The sequence below is a fragment of the Methylobacterium sp. Leaf100 genome (assembly GCF_001422845.1).
In the GTDB taxonomy this organism is placed as follows: Bacteria; Pseudomonadota; Alphaproteobacteria; order Rhizobiales; family Beijerinckiaceae; genus Methylobacterium.
The window spans coordinates 223851-240130 of sequence record NZ_LMMW01000061.1; the positions used below are offsets into that span (position 1 = coordinate 223851).

General features: G+C 72.3%; 11 protein-coding genes. 6 read left to right on the forward strand and 5 right to left on the reverse strand.

The annotated features are described in order from the left end of the window. Nucleotides 1-3: 3 nt before the first annotated feature. From ASF25_RS19645 to ASF25_RS19665, 5 genes are all read right to left on the reverse strand, one after another. A complete protein-coding gene (locus tag ASF25_RS19645; protein WP_056306522.1) occupies nucleotides 4-531 on the reverse strand; it encodes a hypothetical protein in 528 nt (175 codons plus the stop codon). Beyond that, nucleotides 528-1940: a hypothetical protein gene (locus ASF25_RS19650; RefSeq protein WP_056306523.1), complete on the reverse strand. Its 1413-nt coding sequence runs from the start codon at nucleotides 1938-1940 to the stop codon at nucleotides 528-530. The genes ASF25_RS19645 and ASF25_RS19650 overlap by 4 nt, the downstream gene beginning before the upstream one ends. A gap of 102 nt (nucleotides 1941-2042) precedes the next feature. Next, on the reverse strand, nucleotides 2043-3395 hold the full coding sequence (locus ASF25_RS19655; RefSeq protein ID WP_056306524.1) for a hypothetical protein: 1353 nt from the start codon (nucleotides 3393-3395) through the stop codon (nucleotides 2043-2045). After that, nucleotides 3392-5494, reverse strand: coding sequence for a caspase family protein (locus ASF25_RS19660; protein ID WP_056306525.1), 2103 nt, complete (start codon nucleotides 5492-5494; stop codon nucleotides 3392-3394). The genes ASF25_RS19655 and ASF25_RS19660 overlap by 4 nt, the downstream gene beginning before the upstream one ends. 189 nt (nucleotides 5495-5683) lie before the next feature. Then, nucleotides 5684-5947, reverse strand: coding sequence for a hypothetical protein (locus tag ASF25_RS19665; protein ID WP_056306526.1), 264 nt, complete (start codon nucleotides 5945-5947; stop codon nucleotides 5684-5686). 250 nt (nucleotides 5948-6197) lie between these two features. Between ASF25_RS19665 and ASF25_RS19670 the strand changes: the two genes are divergently transcribed. The 6 genes from ASF25_RS19670 to ASF25_RS19695 all read left to right on the forward strand — a co-directional run bounded on the left by ASF25_RS19670 (nucleotide 6198) and on the right by ASF25_RS19695 (nucleotide 16273). Then, complete coding sequence (locus ASF25_RS19670) at nucleotides 6198-6935, forward strand: NUDIX domain-containing protein (RefSeq protein WP_056306527.1); 738 nt, start codon at nucleotides 6198-6200, stop codon at nucleotides 6933-6935. 28 nt (nucleotides 6936-6963) lie between these two features. Beyond that, complete coding sequence (locus ASF25_RS19675) at nucleotides 6964-7959, forward strand: SPFH domain-containing protein (RefSeq protein WP_056306528.1); 996 nt, start codon at nucleotides 6964-6966, stop codon at nucleotides 7957-7959. Between the two features lie 7 nt (nucleotides 7960-7966). Beyond that, nucleotides 7967-8860 carry an NAD(+)/NADH kinase gene (locus ASF25_RS19680; protein ID WP_056306529.1) on the forward strand — a complete coding sequence of 298 codons (894 nt, stop codon included), beginning with the start codon at nucleotides 7967-7969 and terminating at the stop codon, nucleotides 8858-8860. Nucleotides 8861-9002: 142 nt separating this feature from the next. Beyond that, nucleotides 9003-10112: an AAA family ATPase gene (locus ASF25_RS19685; RefSeq protein ID WP_056167072.1), complete on the forward strand. Its 1110-nt coding sequence runs from the start codon at nucleotides 9003-9005 to the stop codon at nucleotides 10110-10112. Then, nucleotides 10109-12412 (forward strand): DUF5682 family protein, encoded by a 2304-nt coding sequence (locus tag ASF25_RS19690; RefSeq protein WP_056306530.1) that lies wholly within the window; start codon nucleotides 10109-10111, stop codon nucleotides 12410-12412. Before ASF25_RS19685 ends, ASF25_RS19690 begins: the two co-directional genes overlap by 4 nt. A 45-nt stretch (nucleotides 12413-12457) precedes the next feature. Then, nucleotides 12458-16273 carry a DUF4132 domain-containing protein gene (locus ASF25_RS19695; RefSeq protein ID WP_056306531.1) on the forward strand — a complete coding sequence of 1272 codons (3816 nt, stop codon included), beginning with the start codon at nucleotides 12458-12460 and terminating at the stop codon, nucleotides 16271-16273. Nucleotides 16274-16280 lie beyond the last annotated feature (7 nt).

The window sequence follows — 16280 nt, forward strand, 5'->3', positions numbered from 1 at the left end:
ACATCATAGGAGGAAGGCCGCACAGGCCGGATCCCGCAGCATCTCCCCGAGGCGAACCGCCTCCGGGACCGCCGGATCGAGGGCGAGGAGGATCGCGCCCTCGATGGGGGGCGGCAGCGCGACCCGTAGGGTCTCGTCTCCCAGGATCACCTCGATGAGGCGTGGCGACCGGGCTTCGCTGCCCCGGAGGATCAGGAGCGGCGGAGCATCCTCCGTCGCGGCCAGGATTTCGAGGGTGAAGGCTCCGATGCGGCGCGACGCGACGGGGCCGTCCGAGGCCGCGACGGCGAAGGGGGCGTGCGCCATCGCCTGGCTGGCGAGGAGCGCGCGGTAGCGTCGGGCCGTCCCGGGGTCCGCCCGGATCGCCCGGACCGTCGCGAGATCGACCGGGCCGCCCGGATCGCGGGTGGCGTGAGCCCAGAGGGCGGCGACGCCCGGCCGGGTGGCGGGCGTCGCAGCGCGCGCCAAGGCACGCGCCAAGGCACGCGCGGCGTGGATTTCGGCGAGCAGCCGGGCCGCTTCGTCGTTCATGCCGTCGCTTCCGCCACGTAGGCTTGCGCGAAGGTTTTCGCGAAGATGTCCCGGTCTGCCGTGAAAGCCGGCTCCAGGGGACGGTGGCGCACCAATCTGGCGATCGCGCGCTGGAACCGGTCGATCTCTCCGGCGAGCCGCACGAGGGCCGAATCGGCGGCGGCGAAGCCTTCGGCCAGACGGGCGGGATCGTCGAACCCGGCGCGCCGGACCCGCCGGATATCGGCCCGAGCGGCGGCCAGCGCGTCACGCGTTTCCGGTGCGAGCCCTTCCGCCTCCGCCGGGACCCGGAGTGCCGCCGCGATGCGCAGCATCCGGTCGAGATGCGCCGCCAGCGCAGCGACCCTCTCCGCCAGGACCGAATAGGTCTCGGCCGCCGTGCAGGCGACCCGCTCGGCGAGATCGGGGCCGCCACCACCACGCCGCAGACGGTTGGACAGGCCCGCCTGGACCCGCCCGAAGCTCGTGGCCCGCAGCGCGGTGAGCGGACGGGTGCGGTGGAACGGCTCCAGGCGCAGGAGATCGGCGAGATCGTCGCGCTCGGCCCCCGTCAGGATCTTGGGGCCTTCCGCCAGGCCGGCGAGAAGATCGACCAGGGTCTCGGCCGGGTCGCCCGCGACGAGGTCGGCCAACGACGCATCGAGGCGCTCCTCCCACCCCACATGCGCTTCGAGGGAATCGGCCGCCGTCAGGTTGTCGAGGCCGTTGCGCAGGCCTGCCGCGGCCTCGAAGGTGACGAAGTGCTCGGCGATGGTGCGGAAGCCCGGCCGTTCGCCCTGTTCCATCTCGCTGCACCAGAACGCGAGGATGTCGTCGTCGTCGAACTCCGCTCGCCCGCGCAGGTAACCGAGGAGCCCGCGGAAGCGTCGCTCCAGGGGCGCGAGCGGCAGATGGGCGTTGCGGTAGGCGGCGAGGTGGCGGCCTAGGCGCTTGCCCAACAGGGGGGCCGCGTCGCCATCGGGCGTCTCGGCGAGCTCCCCGAACCAGCCGGACAGGAGAGCGAACTGCCCGAGATCCTCCGCCGTCAGCAGGAACTCGGCCAGCGCCAGCAGGCGTGCGAGCCCGGCCCAGGTGGTGCGCCAGCCCGCGCCGTCGGCGAAAACGAGGCCGCGTTCGTCGGCGCAAACCCCGTCCGCCCGCGCCTCGCCGAAGCGCGCGGCGATGGCGTTCGGCCTGGCGAGACCCGGATCGAGGGCGAGGGAGACGAGGTCGCGTCCGTCCCGGGCGGACGTGAGCCGGGCGAGGGCACATAACGCGTGGGCGAGGTCCCAGAGCGGCTTGTCGCGGTTTGGCCGCACGGCGCCGGTCACGACGCGCGCGAGCCAGGCCCGATCCTCCCGGGACAGGTCGCGCCCCTCGCACACGTTGGCGAGGTCGGCCGCGCATCGCTCGTCGTGTCCGCCGGTCATGTCCCCGCACGATCCCTTCCGCGATGTCCCGGACGGTGCAGCGATACCGCCCACGCGTTCGGCCGTCATCCCCGTCAACGCACGCCCGTCAACGCACGCCCGTCAGCGCACGACGATGCGTGCCGCCGCCTCGGTCACGCCGGGTGTCGCCCGGATCCTGTCCACGAGATCGAGCACCTCGGGTGCCTGTAGGAGCCTGGCGTCGGATTCCATGCCGGGGGCAACGGCCAGCCAGCGCGCCTCCAGTTCCGGCGGCAGGCCGCCCGAGACCCCGAAGCAGGCGAACAGGTTCTCGAACGGCGCGCCCGCGACGATCTCGTCGAGCCCGTAGCCGCGTGGGTAGCGCCGGACGTCGCCGGCCTTGAGAGGATCGGAGGAGGCGGGATTGCCGCGCACCGGCAGGGCGACGAAGGCGGTCTCGTCGGGGGCGACGACCCAGCAATAGAGGCTCTGAGCGGCCTTCGATTCGATGCGCATCTCCAGGCGCTGCCCCGTCGAGAACGGCGTGGCGGTGGCGGAGACCGCGAGGCGTCCGCCGTCGGTCCGGGCCGTCGCCGCCAGATGGTCGAGGAAGGGGCGGGGGGTCGGGTCGCAGCCGAGCCCCTCGGTGCCGATGCGCCGTCGCCCGGTGGGCGCCAGTACGGCGCCGTCGCGCTGGAACTCCAGCTCCATCCAGGCACGGGCATTGCCGCCGGCGTCGCGATCCTGGGTGAAGCGCCCGCGGGCGGTGACCGGACCCTCGCAGGTCGTCCCCGACGGATTGCGGCGGACATCGAGGCGGGCGCCCTTCAGGATGCGGTTGGCCGAGCGGGCCTCGGCGTCCAGGGCGATGACGAGGCGGTCGGTCAGCGCGCCCGCGCAGGTCGAATGGCCGCCCTCGGCCACGAAGGGACAGATCGCGACGGCGCCGGCATTCGGCGCTGCCTGCGCGAAGGCCCGAACCGCCAGCTCCATCACCGCATCGATATCCGCGACGCCTGCGCCGACCCGGATCGGTACGACGACGGGCTCGCTGGTGACCTTGCAGGCGGCGCTCCGGGTGATGGCCTGGAGTCGGAACACGGCTGTCTCGCCGGCCCGGCGGGGCTCCACCAGGAACACGCTGGCGTCGCCCGCGAAGGCCTCGCGGATCTGCACCTCGGCCTCGGCGCCGGAGAGACCGGTGGTGCCCTCGCGCAGGGCCTTGATCCGCACCACGTCGGCCGCCGCCGCGAGGCGCACCCGGCCCGTCGCCTGGAGCCGACTCTCCACGGCGAGGCGCACCTCCTCGGCCTGCTCGCGGGAAAGCGCGGTCTGGCCGGGCTCGACGCCGACCACGGCCAGCCGGAGGTCGGCCCGGCCGGCGCAGGCGGCGACGGCATCGACGAACGGCGCCAGGGCGGCGGTGCCCGGATCGGCGGCGGCGGGCGTGCCGACCAGGGCCGCGAGGAGCCCGAACGCGCGAGCGCGTCTCATTCCGCCTCGTTCGCCTTGGCGTATTGGTCGAGGGCGCGCACGAAGACCGGGTTGAAGCGTCCGTCCAGGGCGCCCGAATAGTAGTCGGCCTCCTTGATGGCGCGCTGGACGGCGCGGATCGTCTCGGGCTTCAGCTTCTGGGCGCCCGTGTCGGTGGCCGAGACGGAGGCGGCGCCGAGTTCGCCGCGCTTGAGCGCCCGCAGCACCAGGCCGGAGGCGCTGACCCCCGGGAAGTACCGGCCGAAACCGTTGTCGATCAGGGCCGCCATGGTCGCCATGGCGACGGGATCGCCCTTGTCGGCGGCCTGACGGAACAGGTCGAAGCCCTGTCGCAGATCCTTCGGAAACCCGTGGGCGCCGGTGGCGTAGTGCGGCACGAGCTTCGAGATGGAGGCGACGTCGCCGGCTTCCGCCGCGCGCTTGTAGAGCGCCACGGCCTGAGCCTCGTTCTTCGGAATGCCGTTGCCGTATTCGAGCATGCGGGCGGCGTTGCCGAGGGCGACCCGGTTGCCGCCCTCGCCGGCCTGCCGGTAGAGGCGGAACGCCTCCGCCTGCGCGCGCTTCACGCCCTGGCCGTTCTCGTAGAGCGTGGCGAGGTTGTTCATCGCCGAGACGCTGCCGGCCTTGGCCGCGCCGTCATAGGCCGCGAAGGCCTCCTTGTAGCGGTCGGACTTGTCGTAGGCGCGGCCGAGCTGGTAGGCGAGGCGGCGCAGGGTCGGGTACGAAGCGGCGGCGGCGCGACAGGCCTCGATGGCCGCGCTGGCCTCGATCCGCCCGAGCTTCACCCCCGTCACGCCCTTGGGCCGGTCGGGGTCGTCGGTGCCGGCGGCGAGGTCGTCGCAGCGCTTCACGCGCGGATCGCCGTTCGGGTCCGAGCCGCCGAGATAGCCCTCCGCGAGGCTGCGGTAGGCACAGACCTCGCCGCAGGAATCGAGATAGGCCTGGTACTGCCGCTGCTGGCCGAACCGAGCCCAGTTCTCCTGGTCGATGGCTGCCGCGTCCCTGCGCTTACCGGAGAGCAGCCTTTCCATGGCCTGGGGCCTGTGGGCGCAGACCTCGCCGCAGGTGCCCACATAGGCCTCGACGGCCTCGCGGGTGCCGAGGGTCTCGGCACGGCGCCACGCCGCCTCGTCGCGGACCGCCGCGACGCCCTTGGCGACGGCCTCGACGGGCAGGGAGGCCTTCAGCACGATGGGCGCATCGTCGATCTCCGGCACCTGCTCGCGGCCGCTGGCGCGGCGCGCGGCCTCCTCGACCTCCGTGCGCAGGTAGCGTTTCAGCTCGGGCCATTGCACCTGCCCGTCGCCGTTGCCCTGCCGATCCGTCGCGTCGGCCAGCCCAGAGACGCCCATGAGGAAGCGGCTGGTGAGGAGGCCGAGCCGGTTCGCCTCGTCCCAGTTGGCCGGCGTCGCACTGGAGGTGGCGACCATTCGCACGATTCCGGTCTCGGCCTTCGGCCGGGACGGGGCGAAGCCGGGTGCCGAGACGGCGAGCAGGCTTTCGCCCTTGCGGCCGGTCTCGCCGGTGAAGCAGGCATCGACCATCACCACGAGCTGGCGCTCGGCGCCGATCTTGCGCTTCACGAGGTCGAGGTTGCGGTAGAGGGTCTCCAGGCTGTAGCCGCTCTCGCCCTGGTTGGGGTTGCCGTCCTCCGGCAGCAGGAAGGGCTGTTTCGTGGCCAGATCCGGTACGCCGTGGCCCGAGTAATACACGAAGACGTTCGAGCGGCCCTCGCGCACGCTGCGCCAAAGCCGGCCCGATTGCGGGTTCCGCTCGGTGCCGAAGGCCTGATTGAACTCGTTGAGAGTCGCGTCCTTGAGGACGAACACGTTGGTGTCGCGGTAACCGAGCCGCTGGACGAGGTAGGCCCGCATCGCCTCGGCATCGTTGTGCGCGAAGTCGACCGGCACCGTCTGCTTGTAGCTGCGGTTGCCGATCACGACGGCGACGGAATCGGCATTGTCGGAGAAGATGGCGGGATCGGGCGCGGCCCGGACCGGCTCGACGGCACCGGCGAGGAGCGTGATCTGGGCGAGAACCCCCACGAGCCAGCGGGTGGCGCGAGCCCGCGCATTCCGGACCGTTATGTTGTTCCTCATGCACGGGCTCTCCTTGCCACATGGAAGAAGACGGGTTCCGACGAACGCTCGGTGGGTATCCGACCGGACGTCGAGGGCAAATTCGGCCGGAGCATGGCGCGCAAGGCCATTACCTTGCAACCAGCGCGATGGCGAGGCTGAGGACCGCCAGGTGAAGGGGCGAGAGGGCGATCAGCATGATGGCGCTCCCTACGGCAGGTAGAGACCGCGTCCGCACCGGCGCATGCGGCGCGCCTCGACATAACCGGTGTTGCGGTTGAACACCTCGACCGTCCGGTAGACGCAGTACCGTCCCGAGTTGCGGCCGTTGTAGTAGACCCCGCCATTGTCGAGATCGACGCCGAGGAACTCCTGATTGCCGCCTCCGCTGGCAGCCCTGTCGGTCCCCTGGGCGAGAACCGGAGCCGTGCCGCCGAGCAGGCCGACGAGGACGAGAATCGAGATCGAGCGCATGTGACGTCTCCCTGGTTGGGCGGCGCCGGCCGCCCTCCCCGGGCTCATGGGTCGGCCAGACCCGGTTTTGCGCGGCGGCCGGCCCGGACGATCGACTTTCATGTCCCCACGATGGTCCACGGGCGGCCTGAGCGAAGCCCACATCCGCATCGCGAAGCGATCAACCGGCATAACGCGCTACGGTCGCGATGCCTTGACATATATCTAATTCGCATCTTAGTTATACGCAGATTAAATATATGGTGATGCCATGTCTGAGCACGCGTTCCTCGCAGCGTACGATCCGAACGCCTTCGCGCGCCCGGCGCTCACCGTCGATCTCGTGCTGATGAGTATCCATGCCGACCGCCCGGCGGCCCTGCTGCTGAAGCGGACCGAGCACCCCCATGCCGATCGCTGGGCGCTGCCCGGCGGTTTCGTCGGGATGGACGAGACCCTCGACGCGGCCGCCGAACGCGTCCTCCGCGCCAAGGCCGGCATCGCCGGGCCGCACCTCGAGCAGCTCTACACCTTCGGTGCCCTCGACCGGGACCCGCGCATGCGCATCGTCTCCGTGGCCTATCTCGCGCTCCTGCCGGAAGCCGCGTTCCGGCAGGCCCTGGACGGCGCGGCGGAGCTGTCGGCGGCCATCGTCGAGGTGCCGTGGGCCGGCGAGACCGGCGGCCCCGTCACGGCATTCTCCGCGCAGGATCGGGAACGGCGGAGCCCGCTGTCCCTCGCCTTCGACCACGCCGACATCCTGGCCCTCGCGATCCTGCGGCTGCGGGGCAAGCTCGACTATTCCGGGATCGGCTTCGCCCTGCTGCCGGAGCACTTCACCCTGCGCCAATTGCAGGACGTGCACGAGGCGATCCTCGGCATCCCCCTCAACAAGCCCGGCTTCCGCCGCCGGATGCTCGACCGCGGCTGGCTGGCACCGACGGGGGCCCGCGAGGCCGGCACCTCGTTCCGCCCCGCCGAACTCTACCGCGTTCGGAAACCGCTCTGAATCCGCGTCCATCCTGGAGGAAGATCCCATGGCCACGATCCGCAATTTCGGCCCGATCGCGCAATTGAAGAGCGAGGCGAGCAGCCACGTCATCCGCTACCGCAACGGCCGCGTCCGGCAGAGCGGCCGGGGGCTCGTCTTCTGGTTCCGGCCGGAGACCGCGAGCATCAGCGAGGTGCCGATGGACGACCGCGAGATGACCTTGTTCGTGCGCGGCCGCAGCCGCGACTTTCAGACCGTCGTGGTCCAGGGGACCATCGGTTGGCGCGTCGTCGATCCGGACCTGCTCGCCGGCCGCGTCGATTTCTCCCTCGGACTGCACACCGGCAAGCCGCGCGGCGAACCCATCGAGCGCATCGAGGCGCGCCTCAGCGGCATCGCCGGCCAGGCGGTCCTGCAGGAGATCGGCGGAAACCCCGTCGGCGCGCTGCTGGACGCCGGCCCCGAACCCCTGCGCATCGCCCTCGAGTCAGTGCTGGGAGCGGCCCCCTCCCTCGCCGAGATCGGCGTCGCCGTGGTCTCGGTGCGGCTCACCAACCTCGCGCCCACGAGCGAACTGGAGCGCGCCCTGCAGACGCCGACCTTCGAGTCGCTTCAGCAGAAGGCGGACGCGGCGACCTTTGCCCGCCGCGCCCTCGCCGTCGAGAAGGAGCGCGCCATCGCAGAGAACGAGCTGGAGACCCGCACGGAACTCGCTCGGCGCGAGACGGTGCTCATCGCGCGCGAGGCGGAAAATGCCCGCGACCGCGCGGCCGGCCTGGCCGAGGCCCACGGGCTGGAGGCGGCGGCCGAGGCCGAGCGCATCCGCCTCGTCGAGGGTGCCAGGGCCGAGGCCGAGCAGCGGCGCGCGGCCATCTATCGCGACCTTCCGCCCGCCGTGCTGCTCGGGCTGGCCGCCCGTGAACTCGCGGGCAAGCTCGAGACCATCGAGCACGTCAACGTCACGCCCGACCTTCTCGCGGCCGTCCTGGGCGAGTTCCGCAAGCCGGCCCCACCGGTGGCGCCGCCGGCCTTCCCGCGCTGAGGACACCATGTCCGTCGTCCCCCCGCGCGCCGTGTTCGTGATCCGCGACACCGACTACGAAGCCCTCCTGGCCCGGCACGCCACCCGTGGCCAGGCCCGGTTCTTCCTGGAGAGCCGCGGCCAGAACCTCGCGGAGATGGAAGCGCGGCACGCCCGCTTCCACGCGGTACTCGGCCAGGCGCGCGCCGCCGTGCCGGGGGCGTGGCGGCAGGCTCTGGCACGGCGCGGCGACCTCGACCGGTTCCTGTTCGCCCCCGATGACGTGATCGTCGCGGTCGGACAGGATGGCTTGGTCGCCAACGTGGCGAAGTACCTGCGCGACCAGCCGGTGATCGGCGTCAATCCGGCGCCCGATCTCCACGACGGCGTGCTGGCCCGCGTCGCGGTGGAGCGCCTGGGGCCCTTGCTCGCGGCCAGCGTCGCCGGGGCGGCGCAGATCGAGCGACGGACCATGGTGCGGGCGGTGCTCGACGACGGGCAGACGCTACTCGCGCTCAACGAGATCTTCGTCGGCCACCGCAGCCACCAATCCGCGCGCTATCGGATCGAGGCGGACGGTGTTTCGGAGGACCAGTCGTCGAGCGGTCTCATCGTCGCCTCGGGCACCGGTCTGACCGGCTGGGCCCGCTCCATTGGCGAGGCGACCCATCTCACCCTACGGATCGGCGTCGAGGAGGCGGCGGTGGGCTACTGGGTCCGCGAGCCGTTCCCCAGCGTGACGAGCACCACGGAGCTCCGCGCGGGCAAGCTCACCGGGGCGCCCCTCGCGGTCACGTCGCGGATGAACGACGGCGGCGTGGTGTTCGCGGACGGGATCGAGCAGGATTTCATCGCCTTCGAATGGGGCCGGCGGGTGCAGCTCGCGCCGGCCACCCACGCCCTCAACCTCGTGGTCGCGTAGGGTGGCGGCTCGGGCGCGCGTTCACGGACGGGGGTTTACGTAACACCCTCGCGATCGCGCGCCCTTGAGAAACCGCCCTGGACCGGGGCAGTCTCCGGCGGGGTGAGGCGGCACTGCGGTGCACCTCGGCGGGGGAGGCGGCATGGCGAAGGTCGAACGAGCGAGGACGGACGGCGAAACCCGCCAGCGGCCCCCGGCGGAGGTCGTGCACGCGGCAGAGCTCACACGGCTGCGAGCGGAGGATACGGCACCGCGCCCGCCCGGCTGGCAGCTCTCGCTCCAGGGCGTGAAGCGCTTCATCTGCGGCGATGGGGCAGGGGAGCCGAAGGTCGTGTGCTCGCCGGCCCTGGTCGAGCGTGCCATGGTCACCCTGGCGACGTCGCGGGCCTTGCTGCTCATCGGCGAGCCCGGCACCGCGAAGAGCCTGCTGTCGGAGCTGCTCGCCGCCGCGATCAGCGGCGGCTCGACCCTGACGATCCAGGGCGGCGCCTCGCTCACCGAAGACCAAATCCGCTACGGCTGGAATTACGCGCTCCTCGTCGCGGAAGGGCCGAGCGAACGCGCCCTGGTGCCGGGGGCACTCCATACCGGGATGCGCGCGGGTCGCATCGTGCGGTTCGAGGAGATCACCCGCTGTCCGTTGGAGGTGCAGGACAGCCTGCTGTCCGTGCTCTCCGACCGCGTGCTCGCGGTGCCGGAACTGACGGGCGATGCCGGCATGGTCTATGCCCGCGAGGGCTTCAACCTCATCGCGACGGCCAACACCCGCGACCGGGGGGTCAACGAGATGTCGGCGGCCCTCAAGCGCCGCTTCGGCTTCGAGACGGTGTTTCCCATCGCGGACGCGGCGGCCGAACTCGCGCTGGTGCGCCGGGAAGCCACCGCACTCCTCGTCCGGTCCGGCGTGCCGCGCGCGCCCGACCCCGAAATCCTCGAACTCCTCGTGACCTGCTTCCGGGAATTGCGCGAGGCCGTGGATCACGAGGGCACCGGCCTGGAGCGGCTCTCCTCGGTGATGAGCACGGCGGAGGCCGTCAGCGTCGCCCACGCCATCGGCGTCAAGGCGCATTTCCTGCGCGGCGACGCGGGACGGCCGGAGGACATCGTCGCCTGCCTCGCCGGAACCGCCGCCAAGGACGATGCCGAGGATCTGGCGCGCCTGCGCCGCTACCTCGAACAGCGCGTCGGCCGCCGCGACGGCGCGGCGTGGCGCGCGCTCTACGCCGCCCGTCACCTCCTCACCCCGCAATGAACGGCCCCGAGACCGGCGAGCCGCTCACGGTCGTCGGCGTGCGTCACCATTCGCCGGCCTGCGCGCGCCTTGTGCGCCGTACCATCGAGACGGTTCGCCCGGCCCTCGTGCTCATCGAGGGGCCGTCGGACTTCAACCCGCACCTCGCCGACCTCGCCCTCGACCACGCCCTGCCGGTGGCGATCTTCTCGTTCCGGGCCACGGAGCACGCCAGCCACGCCTCCTACACGCCGTTCTGCGCCTTCTCGCCGGAATGGCAGGCCCTCGTCTCGGGCCGGGCCGTCGGCGCCGAGACCCTGTTCTGCGACCTGCCGGCCTGGGATCCGGCCTTCGGCCAGCGGAGAAACCGCTACGCCGACCCGCACGGCCCCCGGGCCGAAGCCGCCGAACGGGCGCTCGCCTCCGCCCTCGGCGCCGAGGATCAGGACGCCCTCTGGGACATGCTGGCCGAAGCCGCCCCGAAGCACGAGCTGCCGGACCGGCTCGCGCGCTACTTCGCCCTCCTGCGCCCGCCCGGCACGGACGATCCGGCCGAGGAGGCGCGCGAGCGCTTCATGGGCGCCCACGCGGCCTGGGCCCTACGCGCGGCCGGGGGAAAGCCGGTGGTGCTGGTCTGCGGTGGCTGGCACGCGGAAGCCATCCGACGCTACGCGGCTCGGGCCGACGGCGCCCGGCCCGAACCGGCACCGCCGGATCAGGGCGAGCGGACCGGCAGCTACGTGGTGCCCTATTCCTATGCCCGCCTCGACCGGTTCTCCGGCTACAGCGCCGGCATGCCCTCACCGGGCTACTACGAGCACGTCGCCGCCGAGGGGCTCGACCCGGCGGCGGATTGGGCCGCCGGCACCATCGCGACCGCCCTGCGCGAGGCCGGGCAGGTGGTCTCGACCGCCGACCGCATCGCCTGGGCGGCGCATGCGGGTGCGCTCGCGCGCCTGCGCGCCCACCCGGCGATCCTGCGCGCCGACCTGATCGATGCGGCCCTGGCCACCCTGGTCAAGGACGCCCTCGATGCGCCGCCCGCCTGGACGGCGTCCGCCGCCGCCCCACGCCACGCGGCCCTGGCCGCGATGCTGCGGGCCCTGGCCGGCCACCGGGAGGGACGGCTCGCCCCGGGCACCCGACAGCCGCCCCTCGTCGCCGATGTGGAGGAGCGACTGCGCGCCGCCGACCTGGAACCCGGTCCGTTACGCCGACGCGTGCCGATCGACTGGGCCGAGCCCGCCGACCGCGCGCAGGCGCACCTGCTCCACCAGACCGTCGTCCTGGGACTTCCGGGCATCGGCCGCGAAGAGGGCCCCGACCTCGCCGAACCAGGACTGCCCCGCGAAAGCTTCGCGATCGCGCGGCATCCCGACTGGCCCGGCGCCCTGATCGAGGCCTCGCTCTGGGGCGGCACGCTCGCCATGGCCGCCACGGCTCGGCTCGCCGCGCGGATCGAGGCCGACCCGGACAGCCTGCACGTGCTGGCCCTCGCTCTCTCCGACGCGCTCTTCGCCGGCCTCCCCATCGAGGGTGACCTGCTCGGGCGGTTGAGCCGGGGCATCGCCACGGCGCACGCTGTTGCCGACCTCGGAGGTACCGGGCGCCGGCTCGTGCGCCTCCACCGCTTCGGCGCGGCCTTCGGGGAAACGGCGGCCCCGGCCCTCGCCCAACTCTGCGTCGCCCTGGGGGAGCGCGCGCTGCCGCTCATCGAGACCATCGTGGATGCCCGCGAAGGGCTCGGTACCATCGAACTCGTCCTCGCCTGCCGCGACCTGTTCCGCGATTGCCGGGACACCGTGCCGGGCCTCGCACCGTTGCGCCCGCCCTTCGTCGCCATGCTGGGGCGGCGGCTGGCCGACCCGGACGCACCGCCTGCACTCGCGGGGGCGGCCCTCGGGTTCCTGGTCGCCTGCGGCGAGATCGGAGCGGGGCCGGACGAAGCCGCGCGCCGGCTACGCCGCTTCGGCCTGCCCGATACCCTCGGCGATTTCCTCGCCGGCCTGTTCGCCCTCGCCCGGGAAGAGGTCGCGCAGGATGCGACGCTGGCGGCCGTCGAAGCACTGGTCAGCGCCTGGGACGACGCGGATTTCCTGCGGGCATTGCCCGCGCTGCGCATGGCCTTCGCATGGTTTCCACCGCGCGAGCGCGAGCGCATCGCTGCCGCGATCCTGCGCCGGGGCGGTATCGGCCCCGCCCAGGCAGAGGCCGAAGCGCTGGCCTGGATGCGGCAGGGCGCGATGCCCATCGACCAGGCCACGGCACTCGCGCAGGAGGCGAGGGTCGCGGACAGACTCGCGCGGTACGGGTTGACCTAGATCAGTGCGACGGGGTCTAACTCTGCGCGGAAGGGGGGGAACGGTATGCAGCGTTACGAACTGACCGAAGGATCGTCGTCCAAGTTCTGGGACGTGGGCGTCGAGGGATGCGACCTCACCGTCCGGTTCGGGCGGATCGGGACCAAGGGTCAGTCCAAGGTCAAACCTTTCCCGGAGGCCGACGGTGCGCGGCAGGAACGTGACCGGTTGATCCTGGAAAAGACCCGCAAGGGGTATCGCCCCACGACCGGTGAGACCGACGCGACACCCACCCCGGCGGCGATCGAGGTCCCACCGGAGGCCGGTCCCGTCTCCGCGAGCGCCATGCCCGAGGCAGCGCAGGCCGATCGGGCGATCTTCTCCGGCACGTCCCTGCCGACCCGAACCCGGCCCGGCCCGGCCCTCGATCCCGCGGCCGACTGGGCCGCTTTCGTCGCCGCGATCCGCGACCTGCTGGACTCTGCGCCGGAGGGCGCCGACGCTGAGGCCCTCGCGGCTCGTCTCGACCGCGAGCCGCCGGCCCTCGACGCGGCGCAGGCGCGCGATTGGTTGAATCTGCTTCGTGCCGCCTGTCCGACGATGGACCAACGGTTCTGGGGCCGGAAGCTCGGCCCCCGGGGTCCGGCGACTCGGGCCGCGTTCATGCATTTCGCCCGCTGGCTCGTGGCACGCTCCGGCATCACCCCCCTGGTGAGCCTCTTCGACCAGCTTCGTCCCCGTCCGACCAGCAAGTACGGTACGATGCCAGTCTCGGTCTGGGACATCCCGAACAGCTTCGGGATGCGCTCCGCCCTCACGGCGGCACCGGACGCGGATTTCGACGCCGCACTCGCCGCCTGCCTCCGGCTTCACGCGGAGGACCCGGATCCACATCTCGGCTTCTGGCTCACGTCTGTCCTGGCCGACGACCGCGCCGGGGCCGACCATGCGCTACGCGCCGCCGCCATGCTGGACCGTCACGGGACATCGCGCCTGTTCGTCCGCCAGGGTTACAGCGCCATGCCGTTCATCGTCGATCTACCGCCGTCGCAGGCCGCCTCGTGGCAGGCCGATCCCATGCACAAGGCAATCCTCGCAACCCGTGACGTGACCGCCGCCGAGGTTGCCGCGACAATGATCGCCGTGGCGCACGCGGCAGGCGAATCGGCAACGACCAGCCTCGTGTGGCTCCTGCGCGACGCCATCGGCGTCGACCGGACCATCGTGGCGAAGGCCCTCCTCGACACCGGTGCCGAAGAGGGCCTGATGGCGCTCCTGCCCTTCACCGGCGCGAAGCTCGTCCGCGATGCCCTGGACGCGGCGGACATCGCCTTCCCCGACCGCATGCTCCCCGCCTATCTGGAGGCGATGGAGGGCAAGGGACAGGCGAAGGGCGGCCCGGCCTACGCGCCCCGCGCCATTGCCCTGGTCGGCCGTCACGGCGCGGAGGCGGCACGAGCCTGGGCCGCCTCCGGCGGCGGCAAGCTCTCCGGACGGCTCGACCGATTGCTCGCGGATGACCGGCCGCCCGCGCCGCGCGAGGCATGGCCGAGCATCCTGCGCGATCCCCCCTGGCGGCGCGGGGCCGCAGCGCGCGGGCGCATCGCTCTTAACCTGGCGCCGATCCCGACACCCTTCGCGCACGAATTCGACGCCGCGGAGGCGATGGATGACGCGACTTACGGCTACCGGGCGGGCTTCATCGTCGAGGGCATGGACCGCTTGGTGGAGCGGATTCGCGAGACCGAGGCCGAGGGCGAGGCGAAGTACACAAGGCCGATCCCGCCGCCCGTCACACCGGTCCCGGCGGTCGGAACTTCCCCGGAGGCCGCCCTGGAATGGCTCGACCGCCGGCTCGATCGGGACGGGTTCGGCGGATTTTTCTGCTACATCTACGATTCCTGGTTCACCGGCGTCACCTGGCAACCAGAACCGCTGGCGCTCATCCTCTGGGAGAAGACAGTCCCCCTGCTGGCACTCTCCGGGGTCCGGCACGACCAGACTGCCGCGATGGTCGTCCGCTTCGGCGAACGCGCCCTGCCGGGCCTCGTCGCCATCGTGGCGGCCGAGCCGGAGGATAAGCTTCCGCATGTGCTCAAGGTGGATGCGGCCGCCCTCACGCCCATCGCCGCGCGGGCCTTTCATCGGACCAAGCGGGCGCGGCCAGCGGCAGTGGCGTGGCTGCGCGCCCATCCCCGCACCGCCGCCCTGCGGCTCCTGCCCGATGCCCTCGGCGCCCCGGGCCCGGAACGCGACGCGGCCGATGCGGCGCTGCGCTTCCTCGCCTCCGAGCCCGCGGGCCGGGCGGCTTTCGACGCGGCAGTGGCGGCCTATGCGGCGATCGATGCGCGCGTGCCCGAGGCGGTGGCATCCGGCGTCGACAGCGATCCGCTGGATCAGGTGCCGGTCAAGCCCCCGAAGCTGCCGCCCTGGCTCGTACCCGCAGCCCTTCCGCGTGCGGTCCTGCTCGCGGGCGGTACGCTGCCCGATGCGGCGGCAACAGCGTTCTGCGAGATGCTCGCCTTCTCGTCCCCCCTGACCCCGTATGCGGGGATCGCGCCCGTGCGGGCGGCCTGCACGCCGGAGAGCCTCGACGCCTTCGCCCTCGCGGTGTTCCAGTCTTGGCTCGCGGCCGGCGCCAACGTGGCCGGCGAATGGGCGATGCGGACCCTCGCGCTCATCGGCGGCGACGCCTGCGCCCGCGATCTCACCCGTCAGATCCGTGCCTGGGGCCAAGCGGGCCTCAAACCCCGGGGCAAGGCCGGCATCGCCGTCCTCGCCGGGATCGGCAGCGACGCGGCGCTCATGAACCTCAGCGCGTTGGCCGAGAAGAACCCGCTGCTGCAGCTGCGCGAGGCGGCGCGCGACGCCATCGCGGACGCCGCCGAGGGGCGCGGGCTCGATGCTGTCGAACTCGCCGACCGGCTCTCCCCCGATCTCGGCCTGGACGCACGCGGCGGCCTCGACCTGTCCTTCGGCACACGGCACTTCCGTGTCGGCTTCGACGAGACTCTGAGGCCCTGGCTACGGAATGCGGACGGCCAGCGGCTTCCCGCCCTGCCGCGCGCGACCAAGACCGACGACCCCGAACTGGCCAAGCAGGCGGCCAAGCTGTGGGCAGGGCTGAAGAAAGACGCGGAGGATGCGGGCCGGCTCCAGGTCTCCCGGCTCGAGATCATGCTGGCGACGGGGCGACGCATCGGGCCGGACGTGTTCCAGCCGTTCTTCGCGGGGCATCCGCTGATCCGCCATCTCGCCGGCCGCCTCGTCTGGGGACTCTACGAAGACCGGCTGGCAACGACCGCGCCGCGGGTCGCCTTCCGGCTGGCCGAAGACCTGACCGCAACCGATGCGGAGGATGCCGGACTCGACCTCGACCTCGCAGCCCTCGACGGCGTGGTCGGCCTCGTCCACCCGCTGCACCTGACCCCCGGCACCCTGGCGGCCTGGACCGCGCTGTTCGCCGATTACGAGATCGCCCAGCCGTTTCCCCAGCTCGCACGGGAGATTTACGCCTTCACGCCGGCCGAGGCGGCGGCCTCCGCCACGGATCGCTTCGACGGCGTGCGGGTCGCCGGGCGGCGCCTGCGCGGTCTGCGGTCTCAGGGCTGGTCGTCGGATACGGCAAGCGAGCATGTCTGTTCGGTGCAACGGCCTACCCCTCTCGGCGGAGCCGACCTCATCGCCGTGCTCCGCTTCGAGGACGGTCTGTGGCATCGGTCCGGGCCGGACGGCGACGAAGTCCAGACCCTGAGGGCCCTGACCCTGACCGAGACGGGCTGGGGTGCATCCACCGCGCATCGTTTCGGTGATCTCGATCCGGTGACCGCGAGCGAAATCCTGCGCACGCCCAGCCTGCTCGCGGCGACGGGCGGAGAATAGGGAGGGG